The organism is Actinoplanes sp. NPDC026670, assembly GCF_040638175.1.
GTDB lineage: Bacteria > Actinomycetota > Actinomycetes > Mycobacteriales > Micromonosporaceae > Actinoplanes.
This window is the reverse complement of the sequence record NZ_JBEZXU010000002.1, coordinates 49587-75620: the sequence shown is the minus strand read 5'-3', so window position 1 is coordinate 75620 and position 26034 is coordinate 49587. Positions and strand designations below refer to the sequence as shown.

Below are 26034 nucleotides of genomic sequence, written 5' to 3'. Positions count from 1 at the left end.
TGTTGCTGCTGGTCCACGGACCGTCAGCGTAGCGACGCCGGCCAATACCCGCCGATCATGTCGGTTCGGGCCGGATCGGCGGCGTGGAGAGCAGTTCGAGGGTGTCGTGATGGCCGCCGGCCTCAGCCCACTCGACCGCCGTACGACCGGATCCGTTGTCCTCACGCAGGTGCGGGTCGGCCCCGCCGGCCAGCAACTCCCGGACCGCGCCGGCATGCCCCCAGCAGGCGGCGGCGCACAGCGGCAGTCCTTCGTCGCCGGTGCCGCTTTCGGCGTTCGGGTCCGCTCCGGCCGCTACGAGCGTTCGCACGTTGTCCGCCCGGTCCTGGACGCTCGCCCGATACAGCGGTGTGGTGCCGTCCAGGTCGGGCAGGTTCGGGTCGGCACCGTCGCGCAGCAGCCGGGCGACCTGCCCGACCTCACCCCAGGCCGCGGCCTCCACCAGTCGCTGCTGCAATTTCTTACGCTGACGCCTGTTCACGGGCCTCACCGTAGGGGAATCCCTCCAGAACAGGCCGGCTCCACACTGCGGTGATCATCAAGGTGGGGGCGCGAGCTGAGTCGCGCGTCACCGTGCGGGATCAGCCGGCCGCGAGCGCGGCCCGGAGTGCCCGGATCGCCGGGTGGGTGGCGTGGCCGCGGCGGACGGCGGTGAGGATCCGGCGGTGGGCCTGGAGTTTCGGCAGTGGGCGGGTCGCGACGGTGGACCGGCGGCCGGCGAAGACCAGGCCGGGCAGGAACGCCGCGGCGTGGCCCGCTTCGACGAGACGTACGTGCAGGGTCAGATCGCTGGTCTCGTAGCGGACATCCGGTTCGAAGCCGGCCTTGCGGCAGACGGTGACGGCCCAGGCGCGGGCGGCGGTTCCGGTGGGTTCCATCACCCACGGGTGGGTGGCCAGGTCGGCGAGGGCGGCCTGGTTGCGGCGGGTAGGCAGGCCGGTCGGGTGCGCGAGGCGGATCGGGTCGGTGAGCAGGTCCGCGGTGTCGAGCCCGTCCGGGCGTGGCTGCGGGTGGTCGGGGTATTCCTCGGCGATGACCAGGTCGAAGTCGCGGGCGAGCAGGGCGGGCAGGGCCTGTTCGGGTTCGGCTTCGGTGAGGTGGAGGCGGAGCCGTGGGTGGGTGGCGGCGAGGATGGTGATGGCCGGCGGGAGCAGGGCGTGTGCGGCGGTCTGGAAGGCGGCGACCCGGATGACTCCGGCGAGGTCGTCGGCGGCGAGGTCGGACTGGGCCTGTTCGAGTTGTTCGAGGATGCGTTCGGTGTGTTCGACGAGGATGTGGGCCCGGTCGGTGAGGCGGACCCGGCGGCCCACATGTTCGAGCAGTTGGACGCCGGTTTCGGTTTCGAGTTGGGCGAGTTGTTCGGAGACAGTCGACGGGCTGTAGTTGAGGGCGGTGGCGACGGCGTGCAGGGTTCTACGGTGGGCGAGTTCGCGTAGCAGGCGCAGTCGGCGTAGGTCCAGCACTCCGGCCCCTCCTCGGCGCACCCGGCTGGCGCCGGAATCGTTCGGCTGAACCGAACGGTACTGGTCGGGAATGTTCGCTGGACGCAGACCGGGTGGGCGTCCGAGGCTGAGACGGTGAGCATTGATGACGTTCGCCGGTGGCGGCACGACCTGCATCGGATTCCGGAGCTGGGGCTGCGGGAACACAAGACCTCGGAGTACGTGGCGGGGGCGCTCGGCGCGATGGGGGTCGCGGTCACGCGTGGGGTCGGCGGTACCGGGGTGGTCGGGACGATCGCCGGTGGGCCGGGGCGGGTGATCGGGCTGCGGGCCGACATGGATGGGCTTCCGCTTCAGGAACGCGGGGATCAGGCCCACCGGTCGGGGCATGACGGCGTGATGCATGCGTGTGGGCATGACGGGCACATGGCGATGCTGCTCGGCGCCGCTCGCCGGTTGAGTGCCGAGGGCGGTTTCGCGGGGGCGGTTCATCTGGTCTTCCAGCCGGCTGAGGAGCATGGGCTCGGAGCCGAGGCGATGATCGCGGACGGCCTTTTCGAACGGTTTCCGATGGAGACGATGTTCGGGCTGCACAACATGCCCGGGCAGCCGGCCGGGACGATCAGCACGCGGGTGGGCGGGCTGATGGCCGGGGAAGACAATTTCGAGATCCGGATTGCCGGGCGAGGTGGGCATGCCGCTCGTCCGCAGATGGTGGTGGATCCGATTCCGATCGCGGCGCAGATCATTCTGGCGTTGCAGACGATCGTGGCGCGGAATGTGGATCCGGCGGAGCCGGCGGTGGTGTCGTGCACGGAGATCCTCACCGACGGGGCGCGTAACGCGATTCCCGGTGAAGTGGTGATCCGCGGTGACACCCGCAGTTTCCGTGACGACGTGCGGGAGTTGCTGGAGCTGCGGATCCGGCAGGTCGCCGACGGTGTCTGTGCTGCTCACGGCGCTTCGAGTGTGGTGACCTATACGCACGAGTTCGAGCCGACGATCAACGATCCGGTCGCGGTGGCTGCTGCCGTCCGAGCGGCGCGGGCGACCGTTGCGGCCGGCATGGTCGATGACGACGTCACGCCATGGACGGCCAGTGAGGACTTCGGTGCTTTCCTGCGGCGGGTTCCGGGGTGTTTCGCGATGCTGGGGAACGGCGTGGACGGGCCGTCCCTGCACAGCCCCGACTATGACTTCAACGACGACATCCTCGCGACGGGCGTCGACTATTACGTGAATCTCGTTCGCGCCGAACTGCCTCGCTGATGGGATGGGAAAGTGTGACCCGTACCGAATATGTGGCGAATGCCGGCCGGGATGAGGCCTGGACGTGCGCGCCTGCGCCGGTCGATGTTCTTGAATTTCACCGGGCTCTGCCCGGATACGCACCGACCCGGCTGGTGGGCCTTCCGGAAATGGCACGGGAATACGGTGTGGCGCGATTGTTCGCCAAGGACGAGTCGTCGCGGCTCGGGTTGCCGGCATTCAAGGCGCTCGGCGCGTCGTGGGCCATCCATCGGGCGCTACAGAACGTCACTGATCGACCGGTGACCATCGTTACGGCGACTGATGGTAATCATGGGCGGGCGGTGGCGCGGTTCGCGAGGGAGTTTGGGCAGCGGGCGGAGATCTTCGTGCCGGATGGGTTGCATCCGGCGGCGATCAAGGCGATCCGCGACGAAGGTGCAGTGGTCACTCATGTTCCGGGCAACTACGATGCGGCGGTCGAGGCGGCTGCGAGTGCGCGGCGTGGGCTGCTGGTTCAGGACACCGCCTGGGAGGGGTACGAGGAGACGCCCGGCTGGATCGTCGACGGCTACTCCACGCTGTTCCATGAGATTGACGGACAGTTGGGTGACTCGCCCGGCCTCGTGATCGTCCCGGCCGGGGTCGGTTCGCTGTTGCAGGCTGCGCTGGCCCACTATCGCAGCCGTCCGTCGGCGACGCGGGTGGTCAGTGTGGAGCCGGTCGTGGCGGCGTGTGTGTCGGCGAGTGTCGCCGCCGGACGTCCGGTGACCGTCGAGACGGGCGCCACGAGTATGGCCGGCCTGAACTGCGGGACCGTGTCGGCGCTGGCCTGGCCGTACATCCGGGCTGGACTTGATGGTTGTGTGACCGTCCCGGATGCCGCGGTGGCCGGGGCCGCGCGGGCGCTGGCCGCGGTCGGTGTCGACGCCGGGCCGTGCGGTGCGGCGCCGCTGGCCGCGCTTCCCGCGGTGGCAGCGTCGGATGCGACGGTGATCCTGTTGGTCACCGAGGGTGCGGCCGCCAATCCGGCCGATGCCGATCCGGCGGGGACCGGTCTCGCCGGTTACTCGCCGGCGTAGCGGGCGGCCATCGTCGCGGCCCGTTCGTGGAGGGCGGCGCGTAGCGCGGGCGGGGTCAGGGCTTCGGCGTCCGGGCCGAGTCGCCACAGCGCCCAGACGGCGTGGCGCAGGTCCTGGAAGGTCACCTCCAGCCGCAGCCGGCCGCCGGGTTCGGGCTCTTCCGCTCGGACGGCGACCGCGCTGGTCAGCAGTTCCTCGCGGCGGGCCGGGTCGACGACGGCCTGGACGACGATGTGGTCCTCGGACAGGAACCGGGCGCAGCGGTCGCGCCAGGCGCGGTCGAGGTCGACCCGGTTCGGGCGCTGGGCCGGTTCGGGGAGTTCCTCGGCGGCCAGCATCCGGGACAGGCGGTAGGTGCGGTCCTCGCCGTCCCGGGTGGCCAGCAGGTAGAGGCGGTCGCGGACGGTGACCAGGCCGATCGGGTCGACGGTGCGCCACTGTGGCGGGCCGCTGGTGGGCGCGTAGTGGATCCGGAGCCGGCGCCCGGCCAGGACCGCCCGCCGGACCTCGATCATGGTGGGGTCCGGCACCTCGTCGACGATCGGGCGGCGGGACAGCAGGTCGGTCTCGGGTTCGACGAGGAACCGCTGGGCGGCGTCGTCCACGGTGGTCCGGTGGGTCTCCGGGAGCGCGTCGACGACCTTGCGCATCGCCGAGGCCCGTGCCGGCCCCAGCCCGAACGGCGCTCCGGCGGTCAGCAGGGCGAGGGCCTCGTCGTGGTTCAGGCCGGTCAGTTCGGTGCGGAAGCCCGGGAGCAGCGCGAATCCGCCGTGCCGGCCGCGTTCGGCGTAGACGGGGACACCGGCAGCGGAGAGGGCCTCGATGTCGCGCAGCACGGTCCGGGTGGAGACCTCCAGTTCGGCGGCCAGCGCGTCCGCGGTCAGCCGGCCGCGCTGGCGCAGGAGAAGCACCAGGGAAACCAGCCGGTCCGCACGCATCCACGCCACGTTATCCGAATACCTGACAGTGGGTGTCGTGATTTCCCGGCAGGCTCTGCGGTGTACGAGATGAACTGACGAACGGAGCCGAAGTGGCAGTGCAACGAGTGGCGGTCAACCCGTGGCCGTGGTCGGTGGAGCTGGGGTTCAACCAGGGCGAGGTGGCCTCCGGGCAGCGCCGGACCCTGTACTGCTCGGGTCAGACGGCGATGGACGCCGACGGCAAGCCGCAGCACGACGGGGACATGGCCGGGCAGCTGGCGTTGAGCCTGGCCAACCTGGAGGCGGTGCTCGCCGAGGCCGGGATGTCGCTGGCGAACGTGGTCCGGCTCAACGTCTACACCACCGATGTGGACGCGCTGTTTCCGCACTACGGGGTGCTGGCGGGGCGGCTCGGTGCCGCCGGGGTGGCGCCGGCAACGACCATGCTGGGCGTGACCAGGCTGGCGATTCCGGGGCAGATGATCGAGCTGGAGGCGACAGCCGTCGACTGAACGGTCGTCGATAGATTGCTGTCGTGCACAACCATGAACCTGACGACTACGCCTGTCCGTTCTGCCGTCTCGTCGGCGGTCTCTACGATCTGCGGAGCATCAACGATCCGCGGGACGTGGTCCGCCGGACTTCGCTGGCCACGGCGTTCGTGTCGCCACGCTGGTGGCCGAACAATCACGGGCATGTGCTGGTGGTGCCGAACGCCCATCACGAGAACCTCTACGACCTGCCGCCGGAGTATGGGCATGCGGTCCACGATCTGGTGCGTGAGGTGGCGATCGGTATCCGCAGCAGCTACGGCTGTGACGGGACGTCGGTGCGGCAGCACAACGAACCGGCCGGTTATCAGGATGTCTGGCACTATCACGTGCACGTTTTTCCGCGGTATGACGGGGATGAGCTTTATCTGTCGCCGGCGCTGGGGGAATTCACCACTGTCGAGGATCGGCTGCCATATTCGGATCGGCTGCGCGCCTTTTTCTCGAATGGGGGCGGGTAGCCGTACCGCTAAAGGGTTGGAATCACCAGGAAATCGGTGACGAAACCGCAGACCGTGCCGTCCGCGGCGTATCCGACGAAGGTCGGATAGACACCGTCTCCCCAGCCGGAGGCGACGGTGATGACGTTCGCGCCGGTGGCCTCGTCGACGATGCCGTCGATCGGGGCCGGGCCCGGCGGGATCTGCGCCGGGATGTAGACGTCCTCGAGCTGGTCGTAATCCCAATCGGCCAGGATGGCGACGGCGGACAGGTCGGCGAGGGTGCCGACACCGGCGTCGACCGGGTAGCCGAAATAGCCGTCGGCGTCGAGGACGCCGACATCCTGGCCCTCGTTGAGGGCCATCTCCCAGCGCACGGCAGGCTGATCATTCACGGTCAAAGCCAATGCGGCGGTACGGTGGTCCGGCGCTCCGCCGTCCTGACTGACCACGGCCACCCAGGCGGTCAGCGGATAGCGGCCCGGGGCGATCGTGGCGGTGAACGGCTCGGCGCCGGACGCGCAGGTCAGCGGGTCGCAGGCGGTGATCTCGCCGGTCGGGACGACGACCGTGCCGACCGGCAGGCGCTCGATCACGTAGGCGATGCCGTCGGCCTCGAACCGTGCCCCTTCGGTCAGGATCGCGGCGAGATCAGGCGAATACGGCACACATCCTCCAGCCCTCGGCTACCGAGATCATGTTCCCACGTCCCGGGCCGGTAATCGCTGTCCGGTTCTGATCCGTAAGAATGGGCGCCGTGGCTGAGCAGTACATCACGGCGTACGCCGCCGACCCGTCCGCAGTGGGACCGGCCGGAACCCCGGTCGGCGAGGCGACCCTCCCCGGCCGGCACTGGCACGAGCTGGCGGAGGCGTTCCGGAGCTGGGGGCTGACTGCGCTGGCCGACCTGTGGTCGCGGCCGTGGCCCGGCACCGACGCCGACCCGTGGCCGTTCCCGATGTACGCCGATCCGGACCATCTGGTCCGCATCGAGGCCGAGCTGGCCGATTTCGATCCGGACCGCATCCTGGAGGACTACGACCTGCTCCCGGGCGGCGACGACGACGCGGAGGAGGCGCACTGGCTGGTCAGCGAGAAACTACCGGAGTGGATCACCGCCGCCCGCACCGCCGGCGGTGGCCTCTACCTGGTGCGCGGCGGCGCGAAATAGCTCAGATCGCGCTGACGATGGCGGCGACCGCGGCGACCAGAACCGCAGCGACGCAGATCTGCGATGTCGGGGCGCCGAGCGTGGGCGGGGTGGCGAAAAGCAGCGGCAGCGCGGCCGGGAGAAAAAAGAACCCGCCGAGGCAGAGGCCGCCCACCAGGAGCCCGATCGCGGTGTAACAGGCGCCGTTGAATGCCCGCGAATCACGGAAGAACAGCGGCAGGGCAGTGACCGCGGCAAACACGACGGCGGCTGCCAGCAATTCGTATGATCCGGTCTTCAGGGTCAGCGCCGCAGTCATGACGAGGCAATAGACCGGTGCGAGCGCCGCCATCGCGCGTCTCGGCCGGCCTATCGTCAGCCAGGTCAGGGACACCTTCGTTCTCATGATCACGATGCTAGGCGTATTGATGATCGATCCGGCCGGCCGGCCCGTCACCTCCGCGAACCCGACACCGGATCTCCACAGGCTGCCCTCCGGAACCGGGACAGCCGGGCCGGCAGCAGCGCCGGCCCGGAGCCGTTTCAGAACGACAGCATTCCGCTCACCAGGGCCTGCCAGGTCATCGGGCCGACGATGCCGTCGACCGCCATCGACGGGACGTCGGCGTGGATCGCGGCCTGGAAGTCGCGTACCGCCTGATCGGTTTTCGGGCCGAAGATCCCGTCGACCGCGAGGCCCTGCGATGGGTCGCCGGACAGGTTGCGGAACTGGAACTCCTCCTGGACGCCGCGCACCGCGTCGCCCTCCGCGCCCTTGCGGACCTCGATGATCAGCGCGGTCCAGGTGTTCGGGCCGACGATGCCGTCGACCACCAGGCCTTTGTCGCGCTGGTAGGCGCGTACCGCCGTGTCGGTCTGCGGTCCGAAGATGCCGTCGACCGTCACCGTCTTACCGCGGGCTCGCAGCAGGTATTGCAGGGTCGGAACCGGGTGCTCCTTGGCGCCCTGGCTGATCAAAGGCCACGGGCTCAATGTGCCAGTCATGTCTATCGCCTCCTTCACACCCGTCCTACCGCCGGGCCCGGCCCGCGTCGCCCCTACTGTCCTTGATCTTCATCGATCCGCTACGCCGTCGACATCCGTACTCTGTAGGGCCGAGGCAGGTATCCCGGCGGGCGGAGGCACGATGGCTGACCAGCGGGGCGAATCATCCTCGGATCGAGGGCGCCCTGACGTCGTGCTTCGCTTCCTGCCGGACACCGGGCCGCAGACGCGACCGGTCCCGAACGAGCCGGGCACCGGGCAACCGGCCGCCGGGCAACCGGTGGCCGGGCGGCGGGCCGGTGCTGCGGCGGGCGGATCACGGCTGGTCGGCCGGGCGACCCTGGCGCGGCTGCGAGGCAAGTCGTCCGCGCTGGACGAGCCGACCGCGCCGCAGCCGATCATCACGCCGTCTCCGCCGAGCAGCAGCAGCGTGGGACGGGTCACGCTCATCTATGAGCAGGTCCGTAAGCCGTGGCGGCTGTGGGTGTTCACGGCCATGCTGGTGTCGCTGACCGTCGGGGTGCTGCTGGGCCAGGCGGAGGCCTACCGGTCGACGCCGCCGCGGGTCGTGCCCACCGTCGCGGACGTGGTGCAGCCGTCCCCGGTGCCGCTGACGGCGTCACTCGGCACGGTCCGGCAACGCCGGCTGGAGATCACCGGCTCGGCGACCACCCTGCGCATCCGCACGGCACAGCTGGGGTCGTCGCTGTACACGATCACCGGGTTCGATCCGAACGTCTCGCCCGCGGTCACCGAGGTCGGCGACGGTTCGGTGCTCACGCTGGGGCCGGGCACGGGGGCCGACGTGGTGCTGAACTCGGCGGTGGCGTGGACGATCAAACTCACCGGCGCGGCCAATGAGCTCGACGTGGACACGCGGGCCGGTGGCCTCGCGGGGATCGAGTCGACCGCCACGGTGGCGCGCGGCCTGTTGCAGCTGGCCAAGCCGAAGGGCACGGTTCCGATGAACCTCACCGGGCCGATCGGCGACCTGACGGTACGCACCGAGGCGGGCGCGCTGGTCCGGGTCCGGGCGGGTCAGGGCGCCGGGCAGGCCACGATCGGCGGCAAGACCCGGCAGGACGTCAAAAGCGGCACAACCCTCCAGGAGTCCGGATGGCGGGCCACCCAGAGCCGATACGACATCCGCCTCACCGTCAGGGCGAACACGATCCTGGTCGAACGCCTGCCGGCATCCGGCTAGCCGCCTCGGTGATTCATTTCGATGGGCCGAGGTCGCCGGTTACGACCCATAGGAACAGGCTCCAGAGCGGTGACGGAAGCACACGTTGACATTGCGTGTGCTCGGTTTAGTCACCCCAGCGTGGATGAACGCTCACGATCGACCGTGCGTGTGCTCCTGCCCCTGCTGGGGCAACAACCGGAGCACACGCACCGCCAACGTGTGCGCTGGACGACGTTGCCGATCCACCCGACCCACAACTGCCGACGCCGCGGAACGGACCGCGACCCCACCGGCCGTCGCTGAGCACGGTAAAACCGCTCGCATTCCAGCGGTAGCCGACGGCTCGCGGCTCAGCCGTCGCACAGCACGGTGAAACCGCCCGCATTCCAGTGCTCAGCGACGGCTCGCGGTCCGGCCGTGACCGAGCCGCCTGACCGCCAACCACGGAAGGACTCCAGACCCGCCGCCGGCTGAGTTGGTACGTCCTCTCTCATGCGCCCGTTTCGGTGGAAGGGGCGGAGCTGGGTCAGGTGAACTGCCACCAGTTGACGTTGAACAGGTAGCCGCTGCCGCCGGTGAATCGCAGGTAGAGGTCCTGGGTGCCGGTGGCGCCGCTGACTCCGCAACTGACCGTGGTCCAGGTCTGCCAGCCGCCCGTGCCGGGTACCGTGCAGGTTCCGGCGAGCGTGCCGGTGGGGCTGCCGAGGCGCAGTTCGAGGCGGCCGCCGGTGGTCGCGGAGGCGACCCGTGCCGAGAACGAGGTCGCGCCGGATCCGAAGGCGACACCTTTGACCTTGAGGTAGTCGCCGTTCTCCAGGTAGCCGACGTTCATGCCGCCTTCGCTGGCCCGCTCGGTCTCGACGCCGGAACTCCAGGCGATCGTCTCGGCCTCCTGACGGACGTACGGGTTGAGGGTTCCGTTCTGCGGCGCACCCCCACTGGTCATGGTGATCTGCGGGATGGTGCCGTCGGCGTTGTAGGTGAACTTCTCGACGGCGACCGAGCGGGTGAAGCCGCCACCGCCGGGCAGCGCGCCGTTGTGGTAGAAGAAGTACGAGCCGCCGTTGAAGTCGACGATGCCGGCGTGGTTGGTGAAGCTGCTGCCCTGGGTGGGCATGACGGTTCCGCGGTAGGTCCACGGGCCGGTCGGGCCGGGCGCGGTGGAGTAGGCGATGAACTCCGAGCAGCACTTGGCGGCGAAGACGTTGTAGTAGAGGCCGTTGCGTTTGTAGACCCACGGGGCCTCTTCGTACAGGGTGGGGCGGCTGGTGTTCCCGGTCCGGGTCCCGTACCCGGCGGCGGTCAGCGGGATCTGGGCGGGGCTGCCGGAGAAGCTGAGCATGTCGGTGTTCAGGCGCGCGTACCAGAGGTTGGGGTTGCCCCAGTAGAGGCAGGCCTGGCCGTTGTCGTCGATGAACACGTTCGGGTCGATTTCGCCGTTCTCGACCAGGGGGCGGCCGATCGCGTCGGTGAACGGGCCGGTCGGGCTGCTGGACACGCCGACGCCGATGGCCATCCGGCCGGTGGCGCGGTTGGTGACCGGCACGTACCAGTAGAACCTGCCGTTGCGCGCGGCGACATGGCCGGCCCAGGCGTTGGTGCTGGCCCAGCTGAAGGTGGCCAGGTTCATCGGGCTGCCGTGGTCGGTCCAGTTGACCATGTCGGCGGACGAGTAGACCCGCCATTCCTTCATAGTGAAGTTCGTCGAGCCGTCCTCGTCGTGTCCGGTGTACAGGTAGACGCGGCCGTTGTGGACCAGCGGCGCCGGGTCGGCGGTGTAGATGGTCTGCACGATCGGGTTGTCCGCGTGGGCGGGGGCCGGCGCGACCGCCGCCAGCACGCACACGATCAGGGTGAGCAGGGCGGTGAACATCTTCCTGGGCATCAGGCTCGGCTCCATCGCTGGTTGGCGGCGGTGCAGGTCCACAACAGGACCAGGGTGCCGTTGGTGGTCAGGTTGCGGTCGACGTCCAGGCAGAGGCCGGAGGCGGTGCCGTCGTTGTTGATCGTCCATTGCTGGTTGGTCTGGCCGTTGCAGGCCTAGCAGCAGGCCCGCGGCCAGCAGGTTTCTGAGCCTTCGCATGGTCACCTCCGGGTCCAGAGCTGGTTGGCCGTGCTGTTGCAGGTCGACAGCACGACCGGAGTGCCGTTGGCGGTGGCACCGGCGTTCAGGCAGAGGCCGGACTGGGCGTTGCGGATGGTGCTGCCGGAGGCGAAGGTCCAGCGCTGGTTGGCCGCGCCGCTGCAATCCCACAGCTGGGCCTTGGCGCCGGAGGTCGCGCCGGTCGGTGAGTCGAGGCATTTGCCGAGCGCCTTGACGGTCTGGCCGTCGTAGGTCCAGCGCTGGTTGGCGGCGCCGCTGCAGTCCCAGATGATCGGCTGGGCGCCGTTGGCGGTGCTGCTACCGGGCACGTCCAGGCAGCGGCCGGAGGCGGCGGAGACGAGTGCGTTGCCGGTGCCGGGGTCGCCGATGCTGCCGGGCACCGACCGTAGGGCCGAGTACCAGGTGGCGGCCATCTTGTCGTAGCCGTTGGCGGTCGGGTGGACGCCGTCGATCAGGTCGGCTGTGGTGAGCGCGGCGTGCATGTCGACCAGGTGCACCCGGCTGCCTTTGCTCTGCACGATGCCGGGGATCGCCGCGTTGAAGGTGCGGGCGGCGTTCTCCTGGCCGGAGTTGGCCAGCGGGATGATCGTGGCCACGAAGACGTCGGCCGACGGCGCCGTGGTGGTGATCCGGTCGATCAGGGTCGACAGCCGGTTCGGGGCGCCGCTGACGTTGTAGTTCTGCAGGATGTCGTTGGTGCCGATGTGCAGGAGCACGGTGCGCGGGGTGGTGGCGCGCAGCCAGCCGGTGATGTTGGCGTCGATCTGGTCGATGCGCCATCCGGGGTGGCCCTGGTGGTCGTGGTCGCCGAGAGCGGCCGGGCCGTTGAACTGGGATCCGACGAAGTCGGTGCGGTATCCGCCGGCGACGAGCCGTTGCCACAGGCCGGTCCGGTAGCCGCCGGGGATCTGGGTGCCTTCGGTGATGGAGTCGCCGAGGGGCATGACGCGGGTGCCGCCGTTGGATTCCGCGGCCGCCGGGCTGGGCTGGACGAATACGGCCGCGAGCAGTGCAGCGGCAAGGATGAGCCACCGTTTTCGCATGGGCATGGCGAAGCCTCCTGGGGGATCGGGTGCTGTTACCGCTCACACGGGCTGATCACGGTGATCACCGGGGATCGGCTGTGGGGATGAGAGCGCTAACAACCTGATTCCGAAGGTTGCCAGGATGTTTCCGGACATTCAAGAGGGCCTCTAGGTAATCCTGCTTTCAAATCGCGCGATATTCGTACGCCGAAATCTGTTACGCATTAGCCGGAAGGAAGGTCGCGCACCCGAAGTGTTATGCCGGAAAGGGCGGGATGGTCGCGGGTTGCCATTCCGGAAATGTGCTGGAACATTGGCACCAGCGGTGGAATCGCTCCCACCGGTGACCGGTATCGCGATCCCCCATCTGCGCGACCGGTCCGGCCGCCCCGTCCGGAAAGGTTCCCCAGTCATGCCCCTGTCCCAGAGAAGCCGCTCCCTGCTGCTGGCCGTGGCCACGGCGGGAGTCGTCGTCGCCTCCGGTGCCGCCGTGATCGGCAGCGCCGAAGCCGCCACCACGCTCGGCGCCTCGGCGGCCGAGAAGGGCCGCTATTTCGGGGCGGCGATCGCCGCCGGCCGGCTCGGCGACGGCACCTACACCGGCATCCTGACCCGCGAGTTCAACTCGGTCACGCCAGAGAACGAGATGAAGTGGGACGCCACCGAGCCGTCTCAGGGCCGGTTCACCTTCACCAACGGTGACCGGATCCTCAACCAGGGCCTGTCCAACGGCTCCAAGGTCCGCGGCCACGCTCTGCTCTGGCACGCCCAGCAGCCCGGCTGGGCCCAGTCGCTGTCCGGCAGCGCCCTGCGCAGCGCGGCGATCAACCACGTCACCCAGGTCGCCACCCACTACAAGGGCAAGATCTACGCCTGGGACGTGGTCAACGAGGCCTTCGCCGACGGTGGCAGCGGCGGCCGCCGCGACTCCAACCTGCAGCGCACCGGCAACGACTGGATCGAGGCCGCCTTCCGGGCCGCCCGGGCCGCCGATCCGGCCGCCAAACTCTGCTACAACGACTACAACACCGACGGGGTCAATGCGAAGTCGACCGGGATCTACAACATGGTCCGTGACTTCAAGTCCCGTGGCGTGCCGATCGACTGTGTCGGCTTCCAGTCGCACCTGGGCACCGGTCTTGCGAGCGACTACCAGGCCAACCTGCAGCGGTTCGCCGACCTCGGCGTCGACGTGCAGATCACCGAGCTCGACGTTGCTCAGGGTGGTAACCAGGCGAACATCTACGCCGCGGTGACCCGGGCCTGCCTCGCGGTGTCACGGTGCACCGGCATCACCGTGTGGGGCATCCGCGACAGCGACTCCTGGCGTGCCGGGGAGAACCCGCTGCTGTTCGACAACTCCGGCAACAAGAAGGCCGCGTACACCTCGGTTCTCAACGCCCTCAACGCCGGCGGCACCACCACCCCGCCCAGTTCCTCGTCGCCGCAGCCCGGCGGGGCGTGCAGCGCCACCGTGTCGCTCAACTCATGGAACGGTGGATTCGTCGCCACCGTCCGGGTCACCGCCGGATCAGCGGGCGTCAGCGGCTGGGCCGTCGGTGTCGCCCTGCCGTCCGGCAGCGCGGTGACCAGCACCTGGAGCGCCGGCGGCAGCGGCACCACCGGCACGGTCACCTTCCGCAACGTCTCCTACAACGGCCGGCTCTCCCCCGGCGGGTCCACCGAGTTCGGCTTCCAGGGCACCGGCGCCGGGCCTGCCGCCACGCCCACCTGCGCGGCCGGCTGATCTCAGGCGTCGCCTGTCCGGCTGGTCGTCACCGCCGTCTCGGCCCCGTCAAGACAGCGGTGCGGACCAGCCGTGGCCGTGCCTTCTCCACAGTGCTTGCACGTGCCCCGGCGGCGCAGGTGGTAGCAGATGGTGGCGGCGCCGAGGGCCGCGCCCCAGAGCACCCAGGGGATGCTGGGCAGGCGTAGTCCCCAGCCGTCGCTGACCGCCGGATCCCAGGCCATCATCAGCCCGGCCGGAATGAGGACGACGGCGACCACGGACGCCGGGATCGTCGCGAGGGCCGGCGGCACCGGTTTGCCGGCCTTGAACCAGATCCACCGCGGATAGACCTCGCCCCACCGGCTGATCAGCCCGTGGGTGAGCACGCCGCCCAGCACCGACGCGATCGCGCAGCCCAGTCCGATCGACAGCATGCCCGGTGTCTGCTGCATCATGACGAGGAAGTCCCGGCGGATGCCCAGCGGATACCCGAGGTACCAGGCGAGCCGGGTGACCTCGTAGGGCACCGGCGCGAGACAGGCGACCAGGACCGCCCAGCGTCCCCACCGCAGCAGTGTCTGCCGGGACGGTCCGTCACCGCCCGGTCCGTGGCGGCGACCGCAGTGGGCGCATGCCTGCCGTCGGCGACGCTGGTAGGCCAGGGTGGCCGCCGCCCACAGCAGGCCGCCGACGAACAGCAGGATCAGGTTCGTCCGGTGCCAGTACAGGATGTCGCCGATGCCGTCCTGCGGGCCGGGCACCCCGGTGAAGGCGAACACCAGTAGCAGCGGGGCGAACGCCACCAAGGCGATCAGCGTGTAGTCGGGGATGATCAGGGTGAGGACCGCCGCCGTGATCCAGCCGAACACGATCAACGCCGCTCCCCCGCGGCCGGAGAGGCCACCCCGGGCCATCACCAGCGCGACGACGGTTGCGATCAGGCCGAGCACCACGATGACAGGCGCGCCGACCTCGGCTGGAGTGCCCTCCAGGACCGAAGCCGACCGGCGGTCCTCCTCGATCGACGCGAACGGGAACCCGCCGCCGCCGGCCATCCAGTACAGCCCGAGCATCGTGTACATCAGCGACCATCCAGCCGCCGCGTAGCCCACGCAGGTCGGCCAACTCCTTGAAAGAACGAGATTCACTTCCACAGCCTCAGCGGTACGGGGTATGCGTCACCATCTGCCGAAGTGGCGAGGTCGTCCCGGATTCGAGGGGTGTCCTATGCCGATCGGCGTACGGCGAGGCCCGCCTACGATCGGGTGATGACGCGGCGGAACCTCGGCTGGATCAGCATGGCGGCCAGTGCGTGCACGCTGTGTGTGGCGTTCGTGATCGGCCTGGACCGCCCGCCGTACCTGTTCATCCTGGTCATCGCCGTCCTGGCGATGCTCGCGGCCCTGGCGGTGCGCTGGGCGCCGGCCGCGCAGATCGCCCCGGCGACCGGGTCGGCCGGGGCGGCGATGGCGCTGGTCCTATGGTCGTTCACCGGCGGGATGCCGACGGCGCAACGGATCGCCGCGGCCGCGGTGTGGACGGCACCGGCCGTGGTCGCGCTCGTCGTCGGCGGCTACCCGAGGCTGATGCTGCGCCGGCGGGCGGTCGCGGTCGACGAGGCCCGGCGGGCGCAGCGCCTTCAAGTGGCCCGTGACCTGCACGATTTCGTGGCCCATGACATCAGTGGGATCGTGGCGCAGGCGCAGGCGGCCCGTTTCGTCGCCGGCGTCGATCCGGGGGCGGCCGGTCCGGCGCTGGAGCGCATCGAGGCGGCGGGGCTGGCCGCATTGGACACGATGGACCGGATGGTCGGCCTGCTGCACGAGCCGGAGACCTCCACGGTGTGCCCGTTACCGACCTTGGACGCCCTTCCTGACCTGGTGGAACGGTTTCAAAACGCCAGCCGTGTCGATATCCGGCTCGTCCGGGGCGCACGCATCGGGGAGGCGCCCCGCGACAGCGCCGTCACGGCGTACCGCATCGTGGTTGAGTCTTTGACCAATGTCCGTCGCCATGCGCCGACCGCGACGCGTGTCGAGGTGTCGGTGACCGGCGATGCTCGCGGTGTCGAGGTGCGGGTCCGCAACGACGCCACGCAGCCGCCGCCGCGACGGCGGCGTGGCGGGCGCGGCCTGTCCGGCCTGCGGGAACAGGTCGCCGAGGCTGGTGGCAGTCTGACCGCCGGGCCGTGCGGGCGCGCCTGGGAAGTCGTCGCGATCGTCCCGGCGGTGGCGGCGTGAACAGCACGCGGGTCCTGATCGCCGACGATCATCCGGATGTGCGCAGCGGTTTCCGGCTGGTCCTGGACTCGCAGCCGGACATCACGGTGGCCGGCGAGGCGGCCGACGGGACGGCGGCGCTGGCGCTGGCCCGGCGGCTGCGGCCGGACGTCGTGCTCACCGACATCCGGATGCCGGGCATCGACGGACTGGAATTGACCAGGTTGCTGACCGAAGCCGGCCTGCGGGTGATCGTGGTGACCACGTTCGATCTCGACGAGTATGTGGACGCCGCGCTGCGGCACGGCGCGAGCGGTTTCCTGCTCAAGCGGTCCGGTCCGGCGCTGCTGGTCGAGGGTGTCCGGGCGGCGATGGCCGGTGACGCGCTGATCAGTCCGCAGGTCACGGTCCGGCTGTTACGCGCGATGAGCCGGCCTGCCCGGCCTCCGGTCGCCAACCCCCTGACAGATCGAGAGACCGATATCGTACGGCTGGTAGCGCGCGGTCTGACCAATGCGCAGATCGGCGCCGAGCTGTTCATCTCGGCCGGTACCGCCAAGACGCACATCGCGAACATCCAGTCGAAACTGGAGCTCGGCAACCGGGTGGGCATCGCCGCGTGGGCGTGGCGGGCCGGGCTGGCCGACCCGCACGCTGGGTGAACGCTCTTGACGGACATCAACGTCGATCATAATGTGTGCACGTTCACAGATCGCTCGTGTCGGGAGTTCCCCCATGTCGTTGGCCAGTGCCGCCCGCCGCCCCCGGTTCCTGATCTTCCTGGCGGTGACCGTGGCACTCCTCGCGGCGTCGATCGGCCCGCTGACCCAGTTCGCGAACGCGGCCACCCTGGACTGCGGGCCGGCCAAGGGCGCCTTCGTGTTCGTCCGCAACGCCGGCGCCAACGGCCTCGGCCATGTGGGCTGGGGTTACCGGCTCACCTGCGAGGGCGCCTACGCGTACGGCTCGGTGGAGAACCCGACCGGAAAAGCCCACATCGACAAGGGCTTCGACAACGGCTTCTGGACCGGAACCGGCACCGAGACCCAGATGCTGGCCGACATGAGGACGCACGGCTACAACTCCTACAAGTCGATCACCACCGCCAAGGCCACCTTCGACACCGACCCGGCCGACGTGGCCGCGGCAGCCTCGGGCGGCCGGGGTTACGACGTGATCGGCAACAACTGCGCCGACAACGTGTGGGACGTCCTGCACGCCTACGGGGTCCCGGACCTGCCCTACCTCCAGCTGCTGCCGGCCCCCAACATGTGGTACGCCGCCCTGGGCCGCACCTCGAACGTCGAATGGGCCAAGTCGGCCACCCTGTAGGTCCATGCGCTCGCATACGGCCTTCGCCGAGGTTCTTCTCCGGCTACGGCTTGAGGGTCGCGAACACCGTCTCCAAGCGAGCGTCGAGAGGGCCGTTCAGCTCCAGGACGGGGGTGTCCGGCCAGGCGTCGAGTGGGTCGTCGTAGACCAGTTCCAGCAGGGCGTCGTTCATCCGTGAACGGAGGCCGGGCAACTCCGCGGGCGGCAGGATGCGCTCGGTCTCCGCGGTGATCACCGTGATGACCAGCAGATCCAGAGTCGCGAACGCTCGACGCAGCGTGGCCGCGTCGGCCTGCTCCGACGGGTCCGGGCCAACCAGATGATCACATAGCTTTCCGGAGCCCACCTGAAGACCTGACCGTCTGCCCACCGGGTGGCGGCCAGGATTGCTCGCGAGAGGCACTGGGTAGTGAGGCGTCGGGCGGGGACACCCGCGGACGGACGGAGAAGGAAATGCTTGTCATCGGGCTCATCCTGTTGCTTCTGGGCTACCTGCTGAACGTGTCGATCCTGTACACGATCGGCGTCATCCTGCTGGTGATCGGCGCGGTGCTCTGGGTTCTGGGCGCCGTCGGCAGGCCGGTCGGTGGCCGAAAAGTCTGGTTCTGACCCCACCGCGGTGGAGCCGGGCAGCCACGAAGTAGGGCTGCCCGGCGACACCGCGGAGACCGTCAGTTCACAAGGGCGAAAGCGGCCCGGAAAGCGGGTATCACGGTTTCCGGTTCGTAGTTGACGACGGCATTGTGGACGGTGTCCATGACGGCGAGCAGCGGATCATCCTGACGGGCGGCCAGGACCGTGTGCATCGCGATGATCGCCGGATCGATACGGACCGGCTCGCTGGGCCCCATAGTGACAGTCACGGAATGCGTGATGCTCTCGGGCGGAACGTCGCGCCAGCGGGCGAAAGCGGCGTCGAAGTCCGTGAACCACTCAGGTGGTGGGTCGCCCCGCTCCAACGCGAGCACGCCAGCCTCGACCCAATCCCTCTCGATCATGCCGGAACGGGTGCAGCAGTATCGTGCCGTCCAGACGGCCATCGCGCGCTGCACCTCGGCCGGGGCGGCGGCGATCTGATCGATCAGATCGCGGTCGTACGGGACCAGGGCGGCCGCGTGCATCTGCACCTCGGAATCCAGCAACCGCTCGTCGGTGGGGATCCGGCCGCCCCACCTCCGTTCCAGATTTCGTCGTTTCCATTCGGCTTCCTCCCGTTCCCGCGCCTCGCGCTTGCGGCGCACCGCGGCGCGCTCGACCGGTGGCGGTGACGGCTGAGGTGTCTCGACGTGATCGAGTTCGGGGAACGCCTGCCTCAGCGCGGTGAGCAGGTCGGGCAGTTCACCGGCGCCGGCGCCTTCGGCGTGGGAGAAGGCCGAGCACAGGTCGGCCGCCGGGCCGTCCGAATCCCACTGGGCCAGCAGCACTCCGACCGCGTTCCGCCGCCGGCTCTCGTCGTCACGCATCCAGATCGGCAATGTCGTCCGCAGGAACGGATCCATCCGCTCCTCGACCAGTCGCTGATCCTCGGCTGCGGGACGGTCGCCGCGCCGAACGAGGTCCCTGATCGGCCCGAACCACGGTTCGTCGGCGATGCCGGCGAGCCGGAACGGCCTCTCCCAGGTCCACGCGGTCATCCGTTCGAGCAACTCGGCGGGAGCGTAGGCGATCGTGGTCGCCAGGTCGCTGTCCTGCTCGAACACCCGGATTCCGGCGTGTCCGAGCGCTCTGATCCGCTGGTCGGTGACTCCGATCTCGATCCACTGCTCGCGCTGGAGCTCATCGTTCCAGTCGCGTGGATCGTCGGCGAACGCGGCCAGTTCCTCCTGAACCTCGCCGTACCACGGCTGTTCGGCGGCTCCGCGGCCGACGCCGGCGCAGCGGAACGTCGCCTGTTCCAGGAAGTCCGCGTCCCAGTCCACGCCGGTGAGCTGGTCCATCAGTGCGCCGGTCTCGTCCTTGAAGTCCTCGGCGAACCCGTCTTCGTCGGTCTGCGGTTCGAAGCCGAGTCCGCTCAGCCGTCCGGGGTCGGTGCCGTACCGGTCCGCCGGGTAGGACGGAACGAACCCGACCACCTCGTGGCCGTCGACGGACCAACTGAAGCGCGGAGTGGTGTTCTCGTTGTAGTAGAACGACACCATCTCGCCGCCTGCGGACAACGTCGCCTGCACGGCGGAATCGGTGCAGTGGAACCCGTTCGGTTCGACGATCATCGCCCAGTCACCGATCTGCGTGACCGCCACGTAGTCGAGGTGGGTCGGATGAGATTCGCCATCCTCGTCCACCCATTCCTCGATGGCGTCGGCCGCGCCGAAGGCGACGTCGGCCGACACGATCGAGACCGGATCCGCCCCGCCGAGCAGCGAGATCACCTCGTCGGGGCCACGCCCGCGGACAAACGTGAGACAGAAGTCGAGGGGCAACGCGTCGATGTCGGCCACCCGCCCAGCCTGCCCCACCGCAGGGTCGCCGGTTCGGCGAAGCCGGAGAAAGGACGTAACAGGGGCCGCGTAGGGTCGGGGAGGATGCCCTTCTCGGCTGGGATGTGAATGATGAGCACGCCGGACATTCCGCTCTTCGACATCGGCGCGTGGCGGGCCGCGGACCCCGCGGAACGGGCCGGGCTCGCCGGGCGGCTCGACCGGGCCATGCAGGATTCCGGGTTCTTCCTGGTCGGCGGGCACGGCATCGACGACTCGCTGAAGGAGAGCATCCGGGCGGCGTCCCGGGCGTTCTTCCTGCTGCCCGACACCGTCAAGGAGTTGTACGCGACGGGTGTCGGCGGGCGTGGGTGGATCGCCTGCGGCCGGGAGGCGAACGCGTTCTACGGTGAGGTCGCCGACGCGGACCGGGCCGACCTGAAGGAGACGTTCACACTCGGGCGGGAGGATCTCGCCGGCGATCCGGCGTGGTTCCCGGCGAACGTGTGGCCGGCCGAGGTGCCGGATCTGCGCGAACCGGTGATCGAGTACGCGACCCGGATCCAGGACCTCTACCGGGAGCTGCTGGAGGTGCTGGCCGTCGCGCTCGGGCTGGAGACCGGCTACTTCGTCGACCGGACCAGGAAGTCGCCCTACACGTTCAACATCAACCGCTATCCGGCGTTGTCGGTCACCGGCAAACCACTCGACGGCCAGTTCCGGGTCGCGCCGCACACCGACTGGGGGATGCTGACCATCCTTGACCGGCAGCCGGGCTACGGCGGGCTGCAGGTGCAGACCCTCGACGGTGAGTGGGCCGACGCCCCGTACGTGCCGGGCGCCTTCACCGTCAACATCGCCGATCTGCTCGCCCGGTGGACCGGCGACCGGTGGCGGTCCACCCGGCACCGGGTGCTGCCGCCGTCCGAGGCCGACCCGGACGAGGAGCTGATCAGCCTGATCGTCTTCTGCGAATCGGACATGGACCGGGTCGTCACGTCGCTCGCTCCCCCGGTCGGCGGCGGAACCGACTATCCGCCGGTGGTGGCCGGCGACTACTACCGGGAACGGGAGGCCGCCGCCTCGGTCGACTGACGGCGGCCCCTGCGTAGATCAGCGCCGTCGCAGCAGATCCTGAAAGGTCGCGATGGTCGAGGCCGATTTGACCTCAGTCCCGGACAGCTCTCGCTCCAGACTCGCCCATGCCTTCCTGGCGCCCAGCACGCCGGCCACGATGAACGGAATCGCGACGGCCATCAGCCGTCGCTGAGCACGGTAAAGCCGCTCGCATTCCAGTAGTGAACGACGGCTGACGGTCCCAGCCGTCGCTGAGCACGGTAAAGCTGGCGGTATTCCAGTGGTGAGCGACGGCTGGCGGTCCTGGGCCGCGGAAGCTGCGAGACTGGTGGGCATGCGCAGACGCGGGCTTCTTGTGCTGGTCGCCGGGCTGCCGGTCGCCGGCTGCACGGGGCCGGCCGGGGATTCGCCGCCCGCCGCGCCCGCGCCGACGACCGGGAGTCCTGCGCCGTCGACCCGGAGCGGGCGGCTCTGGGGCGCCCGGGCCACCCCGGCGGTGGCGACGGACTACACCTGGCTGGTGGAGGATCCGAAGTTCTCGGGCCTGGGCTTCTCCCTGACGTGGCTGCGCGGGGTCGCGCCGGCCGAGTTCGCCCGCCGGCTGGGCGCGCGGGCCGGGCAGGTCCACCCGTGGGATTCGCTGCCGGAGCCGGGTGAGGACGACGCGTTGCTGGCGATCACCGACACCGGCGACTGGAGTCTGCTGGTCGAGTACAACGGGTTCGTCGCCATCGAGGACGAGCTGATGCAGTCGTTGTCGGCCGGCACCCGGCTGATCTCCAACTACTGCAATGTCGAGAGCGACAGTCGTTTCGTGCTCGTGGAGGACGGGACGATCGTCGCCGACTTCGATCCGACCTACCCGGCGAGGGTGTACGGGTCCGCCCCGGACCGGATCCGTACCGAGATGGCTGGGCTCGGTTTCGACGACACGCCCCGCCGCGACTACACCGAGGCCGCCCTGGTGCTCACCGAGCGGCTCACCGGTGTTCCCCTCACCGAGCAGAACCTGCGCGGATCCGATTACCTGGCGGCGGCCGTTCGTGATCCGTACGGCGGACGATAGGCGGCGACCAGGGCGGCGTACGTCTTGGCGCTGGGTTTCGGGGTTCGGGTGAAGGTTTCGCGGTCCACCTCGTGCAGGCCGTAGTGGAAGGCGTAGCCGAAGATCCACTCGAAGTTGTCGAGCAGGGTCCAGTGCAGGTAGCCGAGCACCGGGACGCCGTCGGCCATCGCCCGGTGCAGGCCTTCGAGGGCCGGGGCCAGGAACGCGTCGCGCAGGGTGTCGTCGGGGGTGGCCATGCCGTGTTCGGTGACCAGCACCGGGCGGCCGGTCATCGCGTGGGCGTAGCGGACGGCCCCGGCGAGCGACAGCGGTTCGATAGCGCTGCCCATCTGGTTGCGCGGGACGCCCGGTGGCGGCGGGACGGCTCCGTCGCCGTTGTAGAGGATGGTTTCGTAGTTCTGGACGCCGACGAAGTCGTCCTCGCGGGCCAGGTCGAGCCAGCGTTCGTACACCTCTGATCGTTTGCGGTCTCGCACCGAGGAGTCGTCTCCGCTGACCAGGTCGTCGACGATCGCCAGGGAGAAGCCGACCGGCAGGTCGGGGCGGTGGGCCTTGATCGCGGCGCGGGCGGCGCGGTGGCCGGCGGTCATGCCGTCGGCGATGGCGTCCATCTCCTCGGGGAGCATGACGTTCGAGACCCGGTAGCGGGGCACGCCGGCGGCGTGGCTGGCGGCTTCGAGGGTGGCGCGTTCCTGGTCGCGGATGAACGGCGGCAGGTCGAGCCAGGTCAGCAGGCGGGCCAGGTTGGGTTCGTTGAGGGTGACGGCGACGGCGATCCGGTCGGCGAAGCGGGCGGCGACCTGGTCGCAGTAGCGGGCGAACAGTGCCGGGGCGTCCGGGTTCAGCCAGCCGCCGAGGGCCGCGAACCAGTGCGGTGAGGTGAAGTGGTTGAACGTGACGACCGGGGCCAGCCCTTGCGCGAGGCAGTGGTCGACGATCGCCTCGTAGTGGTCGAGTTCGGCCTGGTCGAAGACTCCGGGTACGGGTTCGACGCGGGCCCACTCGACGGAGAACCGGTAGGCGTTCAGGCCCATGCCGACGGCGAGGCCGATGTCCTCCTGCCAGCGGGCGTAGCTGTCGCAGGCGCGGCCGGAGGGTTCGGCGAAGACGGTCGGGCTGACGTGTTCGAGGTACCAGGTGTCGCTGCCACTGTTGTCGCCCTCAGTTTGGTGTCCGGCGCCGGAGACGCCCCACAGGAAGGTCATTTGTTCAGCTCCTTGAGGGTGTCTTCGATCCAGTCGGCGGTGAAGGCGGCCACGTGCGGCAGGTGGTCGAGGCCGCAGTGTTCGGTGGCGCCCTCCTCCGGGGTGAACAGGCGCAGGTCCTTCTTCGGGGCGGCGACGGCTAGGTCGTACGACTGATGGGCGTAGTTGACGTTGATCTGCCGGTCGTTGGTGCCGTGGGTGATCAGAAGCGGGCAGGTGATCTGGTCGACGACGCCGTTGAGGTTGATCCGTTCGGACTTCGCGATGAATGTCGGGATGTCGGTTTCGCCCCAGACCCAGAGGACGTGTTCCCAGTAGTGCGGTACCGGGTTCTCGCCTTCGCGTTCGAGGCGTTTGCGCTGTACTTCGCCCCAGTTGTGGTTGGCGCCCCAGGCGACGGCGAGGGCGAGGCGTTTCTCGAAGGCGGCGGCCCGGGGCACGTAGTAGCCGCCGAGCGACCAGCCGACCAGGCCGATCCGGTCGTGGCGGACGTCGTCGCGGGTCTCCAGCCAGTCGACGATGGCGCGGGCCCAGTCCTCGCTCTCGACGCGGGAGGTGAGGCCGCGCAGGCGCAGGGCCTCGCCGGAGCCGGGGCAGTCGACCTGGAGCACGGAGATGCCGCGGGCGGCCATCTCGGCCGGCCAGCCGGAGGTGTACATGTGTTCCTTGGTGGAGTCGAGCCCGTTCCACATGATCATGGTGGGTACGGGTTCGCCGTCGCGGGAGGCGTTGGTGAAGTAGGCCGGCAGGCTCGAACCTTCGAACGGGATCTCCACGCGGGTGGTCGCCGGATCGATCAGCTCGAACGATTTATTCATGAGTTCGAGCAGGTGGCGGTAGGTGGGCAGCCGGTCGGGCGAGGAGTTGCTGAGCATCCGTTCGGCCTGGCACAGGTAGGCGGCGGCGCGCAGATACTTCTGCCCGGCGGTGCGGAAGTGGCCGGCTTTCTCGGCGTCGGCGGCCTGTTCCTCGATCTGGTCGGCGACGCGCCGCCAGGAGGCCATGAACTCACCGGTGCCGACGTCGGAGCCCTGCCGGGCCAGCTCGCGGATGGGTTTGCAGGCCCGGTCGACCTCGTCGATGGTGCCACCGGAGTTGAGGGTGGCGACGACGCCGAGATTCCAGATGTAGTTGCCGGGAAAGTACTCGAACATCAGTGGCCTTCCGTTGCTGGCGCGATGGCGTCGGCGATGCCCTTGTGGGAGACGTGGCCGGTCAGGCCGCCGTCGATCACCAGTTCGGCGCCGGTCATGTAGGAGGAGTCGTCGGAGACGAGGTAGACGATCGCCGGGGCGATGTCGGCGACGGTTCCGGTGCGGCCGAGGGGGATCTCGGCGAGCGCGGCCGTGCGGAACGCCGGTGACGCGGATTCCATCAGCGGGGTCTCGATCAGGCCGGGCATCACGGCGTTGACCCGGATGCCGCGCGGCCCGAGTTCCAGCGACGCGGATCGGGTCAGGCCGCGCAGGGCCCATTTGCTGGCGGTGTACGCGGCGGCGACGTGCCCGGAGAGGGCGGCGACCGAGCACACGTTGACGATCGACGACCCGGGCGGCATCAGGGGCACGAGCGCCTGGATGCCGAGCATCGGCCCGGTCACGTTGATGGCGAACGTGTTGTTCCAGACGTCCAGGTCGACGTGCGGCAGGCGGCCGCGGCTGGCGACGCCGGCGTTGTTGACCAGGGCGTCGACCCGATCGAGGTCGGCGGCGAGCCCGGCCCAGGCGGCGGGGTCGCGGACGTCCAGGTATCGGGCGCCGGGAAGAACGTCGGTGGCGATCACCTCCGCCCCGGCGGCGGTCAGGGCGGCGACCTCGGCCGCTCCCTGACCGCGGGCCGCGCCGGTGACCACGACGACCTTGCCGGAGAGACGGCCCATCAGACCGGCGGGGCGACGAACACGCCGCGGTCGGGGGTGTTGAAGCTGTCCTTCGCGATGATCTCACTCATCGGGTCGGCGGTGCCCCACTGGTCCTGCGTCTGGGGGTCGGCGATGTCGTACAGCGTGGGGTGCCATTGATCGGTTTCGAGGCGCTCCAGCTCGGTGGTGTACTCCATCGTGTTGCCGCTGGGGTCGAGGAAGTAGGTGAAGGTGTTGTTGCCGGCCAGGTGGCGGCCGGGTCCCCAGATCTTCTTGATGCCGGCGCGCATGACCCGGCCGGTGCCGCGCATGTATTCGTCGAGGCCGCGCATCTCGAACGACACGTGGTGCACCGAGGTGTGCGGGCCGCGGGCGATGGCGAGGCTGTGGTGCCAGTCGTTGCACCGCATGAAGTGCATCATCTCGCCCATGTGCTGGCTCCACAGCGTGTCGGACAGCTTGAAGCCCAGGTAGGTCTCGTACCAGTCCTTGGTGATGGTGGGGTCGTTGGAGTTCATCACCGCGTGCGAGATGCGGACCGGGATGGCCTCGCCCTCCTCGATCGCCCGGTGCTGGCGGGACTGCACGTCGGCGGAGATCTCGATGGTGCGGCCGTCGACGTCGAAGAACCGGAAGCCGTAGCCGCCGCCGGCGGTCTGCAGCTTGCCGGGCTGGTTGACCAGCTGGACGCCCTGGGTGCCGAGTTTCGCGGCGAGCGCGTCGACGGCGGCCTCGTCGGTGGCGCCGAAAGAGATCAGGTCGAGGCGCTTCTCGTCAGCCTTGCGCAGCCGGATGACGTACTGCTCGGGTGAGCCCTCGGCGGCCAGGTAGGACAGGTCGCCGTCGGTGCCGACCTCGGTCAGGCCCCACGTGTCGCGGTAGAAGGTGCGCTGGGTGGCGTAGTCGGGCACGGCCAGGTCGACGTGCCGCAGGTGGGTGATGCCGAATTCGTTGAGGTGGGACATGACGAACCTT

The 26034-nt window shown here is 69.4% G+C and carries 28 protein-coding genes and 2 pseudogenes; 13 read left to right on the top strand and 17 right to left on the bottom strand.

All coding sequences use genetic code 11. The features are described 5' to 3' along the window. Window positions 1–55 precede the first annotated feature (55 nt). Both AB0E94_RS02095 and AB0E94_RS02090 read right to left on the bottom strand, forming a co-directional pair. Window positions 56–481 (bottom strand): ankyrin repeat domain-containing protein, encoded by a 426-nt coding sequence (locus AB0E94_RS02095; protein WP_360321083.1) that lies wholly within the window; start codon window positions 479–481, stop codon window positions 56–58. Between the two features lie 100 nt (window positions 482–581). Next, window positions 582–1463 (bottom strand): LysR substrate-binding domain-containing protein, encoded by an 882-nt coding sequence (locus AB0E94_RS02090; protein WP_360321080.1) that lies wholly within the window; start codon window positions 1461–1463, stop codon window positions 582–584. A gap of 114 nt (window positions 1464–1577) precedes the next feature. Between AB0E94_RS02090 and AB0E94_RS02085 the strand changes: the two genes are divergently transcribed. Together AB0E94_RS02085 and AB0E94_RS02080 are read left to right on the top strand one after the other, a co-directional pair. Beyond that, window positions 1578–2711, top strand: coding sequence for an amidohydrolase (locus AB0E94_RS02085; protein WP_360321077.1), 1134 nt, complete (start codon window positions 1578–1580; stop codon window positions 2709–2711). Next, on the top strand, window positions 2711–3772 hold the full coding sequence (locus AB0E94_RS02080; RefSeq protein ID WP_360321074.1) for a pyridoxal-phosphate dependent enzyme: 1062 nt from the start codon (window positions 2711–2713) through the stop codon (window positions 3770–3772). The genes AB0E94_RS02085 and AB0E94_RS02080 overlap by 1 nt, the downstream gene beginning before the upstream one ends. Here the strand turns inward: AB0E94_RS02080 and AB0E94_RS02075 are convergent. After that, window positions 3757–4710: a WYL domain-containing protein gene (locus AB0E94_RS02075; RefSeq protein ID WP_360321071.1), complete on the bottom strand. Its 954-nt coding sequence runs from the start codon at window positions 4708–4710 to the stop codon at window positions 3757–3759. The two genes, AB0E94_RS02080 and AB0E94_RS02075, sit on opposite strands and share 16 nt — an antisense overlap. A 98-nt stretch (window positions 4711–4808) precedes the next feature. On the opposite strand from AB0E94_RS02075, the gene AB0E94_RS02070 reads away from it, so the two are divergent. Further along, entirely contained in the window at window positions 4809–5204 is a 396-nt protein-coding gene (locus AB0E94_RS02070; RefSeq protein WP_360321890.1) for a RidA family protein, read from the top strand. A gap of 23 nt (window positions 5205–5227) precedes the next feature. Beyond that, the gene (locus AB0E94_RS02065; RefSeq protein ID WP_360321068.1) at window positions 5228–5704 is read left to right on the top strand and encodes an HIT domain-containing protein; all 477 of its coding nucleotides are present in this window, start codon (window positions 5228–5230) and stop codon (window positions 5702–5704) included. A gap of 8 nt (window positions 5705–5712) precedes the next feature. On the opposite strand, the gene AB0E94_RS02060 is transcribed toward AB0E94_RS02065, so the two are convergent. Continuing rightward, window positions 5713–6351, bottom strand: a complete 639-nt coding sequence (locus tag AB0E94_RS02060) for a DUF4241 domain-containing protein (protein WP_360321065.1) — start codon at window positions 6349–6351, stop codon at window positions 5713–5715. An 89-nt stretch (window positions 6352–6440) separates the two neighbouring features. On the opposite strand from AB0E94_RS02060, the gene AB0E94_RS02055 reads away from it, so the two are divergent. Then, window positions 6441–6854, top strand: coding sequence for a hypothetical protein (locus AB0E94_RS02055; RefSeq protein ID WP_360321062.1), 414 nt, complete (start codon window positions 6441–6443; stop codon window positions 6852–6854). A 1-nt stretch (window position 6855) separates the two neighbouring features. Here AB0E94_RS02055 and AB0E94_RS02050 read toward each other — a convergent pair whose 3' ends face one another. Then, window positions 6856–7239, bottom strand: coding sequence for a hypothetical protein (locus tag AB0E94_RS02050; RefSeq protein ID WP_360321059.1), 384 nt, complete (start codon window positions 7237–7239; stop codon window positions 6856–6858). A 137-nt stretch (window positions 7240–7376) separates the two neighbouring features. Then, on the bottom strand, window positions 7377–7838 hold the full coding sequence (locus tag AB0E94_RS02045; protein ID WP_360321056.1) for a peptidoglycan-binding protein: 462 nt from the start codon (window positions 7836–7838) through the stop codon (window positions 7377–7379). Between the two features lie 193 nt (window positions 7839–8031). On the opposite strand from AB0E94_RS02045, the gene AB0E94_RS02040 reads away from it, so the two are divergent. Further along, window positions 8032–9042: a hypothetical protein gene (locus AB0E94_RS02040; RefSeq protein WP_360321053.1), complete on the top strand. Its 1011-nt coding sequence runs from the start codon at window positions 8032–8034 to the stop codon at window positions 9040–9042. 511 nt (window positions 9043–9553) lie between these two features. Here AB0E94_RS02040 and AB0E94_RS02035 read toward each other — a convergent pair. The 3 genes and pseudogenes from AB0E94_RS02035 to AB0E94_RS02025 form a co-directional block, all read right to left on the bottom strand. Then, window positions 9554–10897, bottom strand: a pseudogene (locus tag AB0E94_RS02035) (glycoside hydrolase family 43 protein); the annotation flags it as partial. An 11-nt stretch (window positions 10898–10908) separates the two neighbouring features. Then, entirely contained in the window at window positions 10909–11031 is a 123-nt protein-coding gene (locus AB0E94_RS02030) for a hypothetical protein (protein WP_360321887.1), read from the bottom strand. A gap of 78 nt (window positions 11032–11109) precedes the next feature. Continuing rightward, on the bottom strand, window positions 11110–12177 hold the full coding sequence (locus tag AB0E94_RS02025) for a ricin-type beta-trefoil lectin domain protein (RefSeq protein WP_360321050.1): 1068 nt from the start codon (window positions 12175–12177) through the stop codon (window positions 11110–11112). A gap of 388 nt (window positions 12178–12565) precedes the next feature. On the opposite strand from AB0E94_RS02025, the gene AB0E94_RS02020 reads away from it, so the two are divergent. Further along, window positions 12566–13900, top strand: a complete 1335-nt coding sequence (locus tag AB0E94_RS02020; protein WP_360321047.1) for an endo-1,4-beta-xylanase — start codon at window positions 12566–12568, stop codon at window positions 13898–13900. 2 nt (window positions 13901–13902) lie between these two features. Here the strand turns inward: AB0E94_RS02020 and AB0E94_RS02015 are convergent, their stop codons facing one another. Then, window positions 13903–14994 (bottom strand): NYN domain-containing protein, encoded by a 1092-nt coding sequence (locus AB0E94_RS02015; RefSeq protein ID WP_360321044.1) that lies wholly within the window; start codon window positions 14992–14994, stop codon window positions 13903–13905. 156 nt (window positions 14995–15150) lie between these two features. Here AB0E94_RS02015 and AB0E94_RS02010 point away from each other — a divergent pair, with 156 nt between their 5' ends. The 3 genes from AB0E94_RS02010 to AB0E94_RS02000 all read left to right on the top strand — a co-directional run bounded on the left by AB0E94_RS02010 (window position 15151) and on the right by AB0E94_RS02000 (window position 17433). Next, entirely contained in the window at window positions 15151–16122 is a 972-nt protein-coding gene (locus AB0E94_RS02010) for a histidine kinase (protein WP_360321041.1), read from the top strand. Continuing rightward, window positions 16119–16763 (top strand): response regulator transcription factor, encoded by a 645-nt coding sequence (locus AB0E94_RS02005; protein ID WP_360321038.1) that lies wholly within the window; start codon window positions 16119–16121, stop codon window positions 16761–16763. The genes AB0E94_RS02010 and AB0E94_RS02005 overlap by 4 nt, the downstream gene beginning before the upstream one ends. Window positions 16764–16836: 73 nt before the next feature. Then, window positions 16837–17433, top strand: coding sequence for a hypothetical protein (locus AB0E94_RS02000; protein WP_360321035.1), 597 nt, complete (start codon window positions 16837–16839; stop codon window positions 17431–17433). A gap of 43 nt (window positions 17434–17476) precedes the next feature. On the opposite strand, the pseudogene AB0E94_RS01995 reads toward AB0E94_RS02000, so the two are convergent. Further along, window positions 17477–17746: pseudogene (locus tag AB0E94_RS01995) on the bottom strand (hypothetical protein); the annotation flags it as partial. Between the two features lie 140 nt (window positions 17747–17886). Between AB0E94_RS01995 and AB0E94_RS01990 the strand changes: the two are divergent. Next, a complete protein-coding gene (locus AB0E94_RS01990; protein ID WP_360321032.1) occupies window positions 17887–18042 on the top strand; it encodes a hypothetical protein in 156 nt (51 codons plus the stop codon). Window positions 18043–18104: 62 nt separating this feature from the next. Here the strand turns inward: AB0E94_RS01990 and AB0E94_RS01985 are convergent, their stop codons facing one another. Beyond that, window positions 18105–19871, bottom strand: coding sequence for a DUF6461 domain-containing protein (locus AB0E94_RS01985; protein WP_360321029.1), 1767 nt, complete (start codon window positions 19869–19871; stop codon window positions 18105–18107). A gap of 111 nt (window positions 19872–19982) precedes the next feature. Here AB0E94_RS01985 and AB0E94_RS01980 point away from each other — a divergent pair, with 111 nt between their 5' ends. After that, entirely contained in the window at window positions 19983–20945 is a 963-nt protein-coding gene (locus AB0E94_RS01980) for a 2-oxoglutarate and iron-dependent oxygenase domain-containing protein (protein WP_360321026.1), read from the top strand. Between the two features lie 18 nt (window positions 20946–20963). Here the strand turns inward: AB0E94_RS01980 and AB0E94_RS01975 are convergent, their stop codons facing one another. Further along, complete coding sequence (locus tag AB0E94_RS01975; protein ID WP_360321023.1) at window positions 20964–21107, bottom strand: hypothetical protein; 144 nt, start codon at window positions 21105–21107, stop codon at window positions 20964–20966. Window positions 21108–21261: 154 nt separating this feature from the next. On the opposite strand from AB0E94_RS01975, the gene AB0E94_RS01970 reads away from it, so the two are divergent. After that, window positions 21262–21993, top strand: coding sequence for a DUF6461 domain-containing protein (locus tag AB0E94_RS01970; protein ID WP_360321020.1), 732 nt, complete (start codon window positions 21262–21264; stop codon window positions 21991–21993). Here the strand turns inward: AB0E94_RS01970 and AB0E94_RS01965 are convergent. The 4 genes from AB0E94_RS01965 to AB0E94_RS01950 are packed head-to-tail and all read right to left on the bottom strand — an operon-like array spanning window position 21951 to window position 26024. Then, on the bottom strand, window positions 21951–23198 hold the full coding sequence (locus AB0E94_RS01965; protein ID WP_360321017.1) for a family 1 glycosylhydrolase: 1248 nt from the start codon (window positions 23196–23198) through the stop codon (window positions 21951–21953). The genes AB0E94_RS01970 and AB0E94_RS01965 overlap by 43 nt on opposite strands. Beyond that, the gene (locus tag AB0E94_RS01960; RefSeq protein WP_360321014.1) at window positions 23195–24352 is read right to left on the bottom strand and encodes an alpha/beta fold hydrolase; all 1158 of its coding nucleotides are present in this window, start codon (window positions 24350–24352) and stop codon (window positions 23195–23197) included. Before AB0E94_RS01960 ends, AB0E94_RS01965 begins: the two co-directional genes overlap by 4 nt. Next, entirely contained in the window at window positions 24352–25077 is a 726-nt protein-coding gene (locus AB0E94_RS01955) for an SDR family oxidoreductase (RefSeq protein ID WP_360321011.1), read from the bottom strand. Before AB0E94_RS01955 ends, AB0E94_RS01960 begins: the two co-directional genes overlap by 1 nt. Continuing rightward, the gene (locus AB0E94_RS01950; protein ID WP_360321008.1) at window positions 25077–26024 is read right to left on the bottom strand and encodes a VOC family protein; all 948 of its coding nucleotides are present in this window, start codon (window positions 26022–26024) and stop codon (window positions 25077–25079) included. Before AB0E94_RS01950 ends, AB0E94_RS01955 begins: the two co-directional genes overlap by 1 nt. Window positions 26025–26034: the final 10 nt, after the last annotated feature.

Excerpts from the sequence above, each read along its gene's own strand:
- AB0E94_RS01955 (WP_360321011.1), bottom strand. The coding sequence starts at position 25,077 with ATGGGCCGTCTCTCCGGCAAGGTCGTCGTGGTCACCGGCGCGGCCCGC.
- AB0E94_RS02075 (WP_360321071.1), bottom strand. The coding sequence starts at position 4,710 with ATGCGTGCGGACCGGCTGGTTTCCCTGGTGCTTCTCCTGCGCCAGCGC.
- AB0E94_RS01950 (WP_360321008.1), bottom strand. The coding sequence starts at position 26,024 with ATGTCCCACCTCAACGAATTCGGCATCACCCACCTGCGGCACGTCGAC.
- AB0E94_RS01980 (WP_360321026.1), top strand. The coding sequence starts at position 19,983 with ATGAGCACGCCGGACATTCCGCTCTTCGACATCGGCGCGTGGCGGGCC.
- AB0E94_RS01965 (WP_360321017.1), bottom strand. The coding sequence starts at position 23,198 with ATGACCTTCCTGTGGGGCGTCTCCGGCGCCGGACACCAAACTGAGGGC.
- AB0E94_RS01960 (WP_360321014.1), bottom strand. The coding sequence starts at position 24,352 with ATGTTCGAGTACTTTCCCGGCAACTACATCTGGAATCTCGGCGTCGTC.
- AB0E94_RS02050 (WP_360321059.1), bottom strand. The coding sequence starts at position 7,239 with ATGAGAACGAAGGTGTCCCTGACCTGGCTGACGATAGGCCGGCCGAGA.
- AB0E94_RS01975 (WP_360321023.1), bottom strand. The coding sequence starts at position 21,107 with ATGGCCGTCGCGATTCCGTTCATCGTGGCCGGCGTGCTGGGCGCCAGG.
- AB0E94_RS02010 (WP_360321041.1), top strand. The coding sequence starts at position 15,151 with ATGACGCGGCGGAACCTCGGCTGGATCAGCATGGCGGCCAGTGCGTGC.
- AB0E94_RS02025 (WP_360321050.1), bottom strand. The coding sequence starts at position 12,177 with ATGCCCATGCGAAAACGGTGGCTCATCCTTGCCGCTGCACTGCTCGCG.
- AB0E94_RS02080 (WP_360321074.1), top strand. The coding sequence starts at position 2,711 with ATGGGATGGGAAAGTGTGACCCGTACCGAATATGTGGCGAATGCCGGC.
- AB0E94_RS02000 (WP_360321035.1), top strand. The coding sequence starts at position 16,837 with ATGTCGTTGGCCAGTGCCGCCCGCCGCCCCCGGTTCCTGATCTTCCTG.
- AB0E94_RS01990 (WP_360321032.1), top strand. The coding sequence starts at position 17,887 with ATGCTTGTCATCGGGCTCATCCTGTTGCTTCTGGGCTACCTGCTGAAC.
- AB0E94_RS01970 (WP_360321020.1), top strand. The coding sequence starts at position 21,262 with ATGCGCAGACGCGGGCTTCTTGTGCTGGTCGCCGGGCTGCCGGTCGCC.
- AB0E94_RS02045 (WP_360321056.1), bottom strand. The coding sequence starts at position 7,838 with ATGACTGGCACATTGAGCCCGTGGCCTTTGATCAGCCAGGGCGCCAAG.
- AB0E94_RS02020 (WP_360321047.1), top strand. The coding sequence starts at position 12,566 with ATGCCCCTGTCCCAGAGAAGCCGCTCCCTGCTGCTGGCCGTGGCCACG.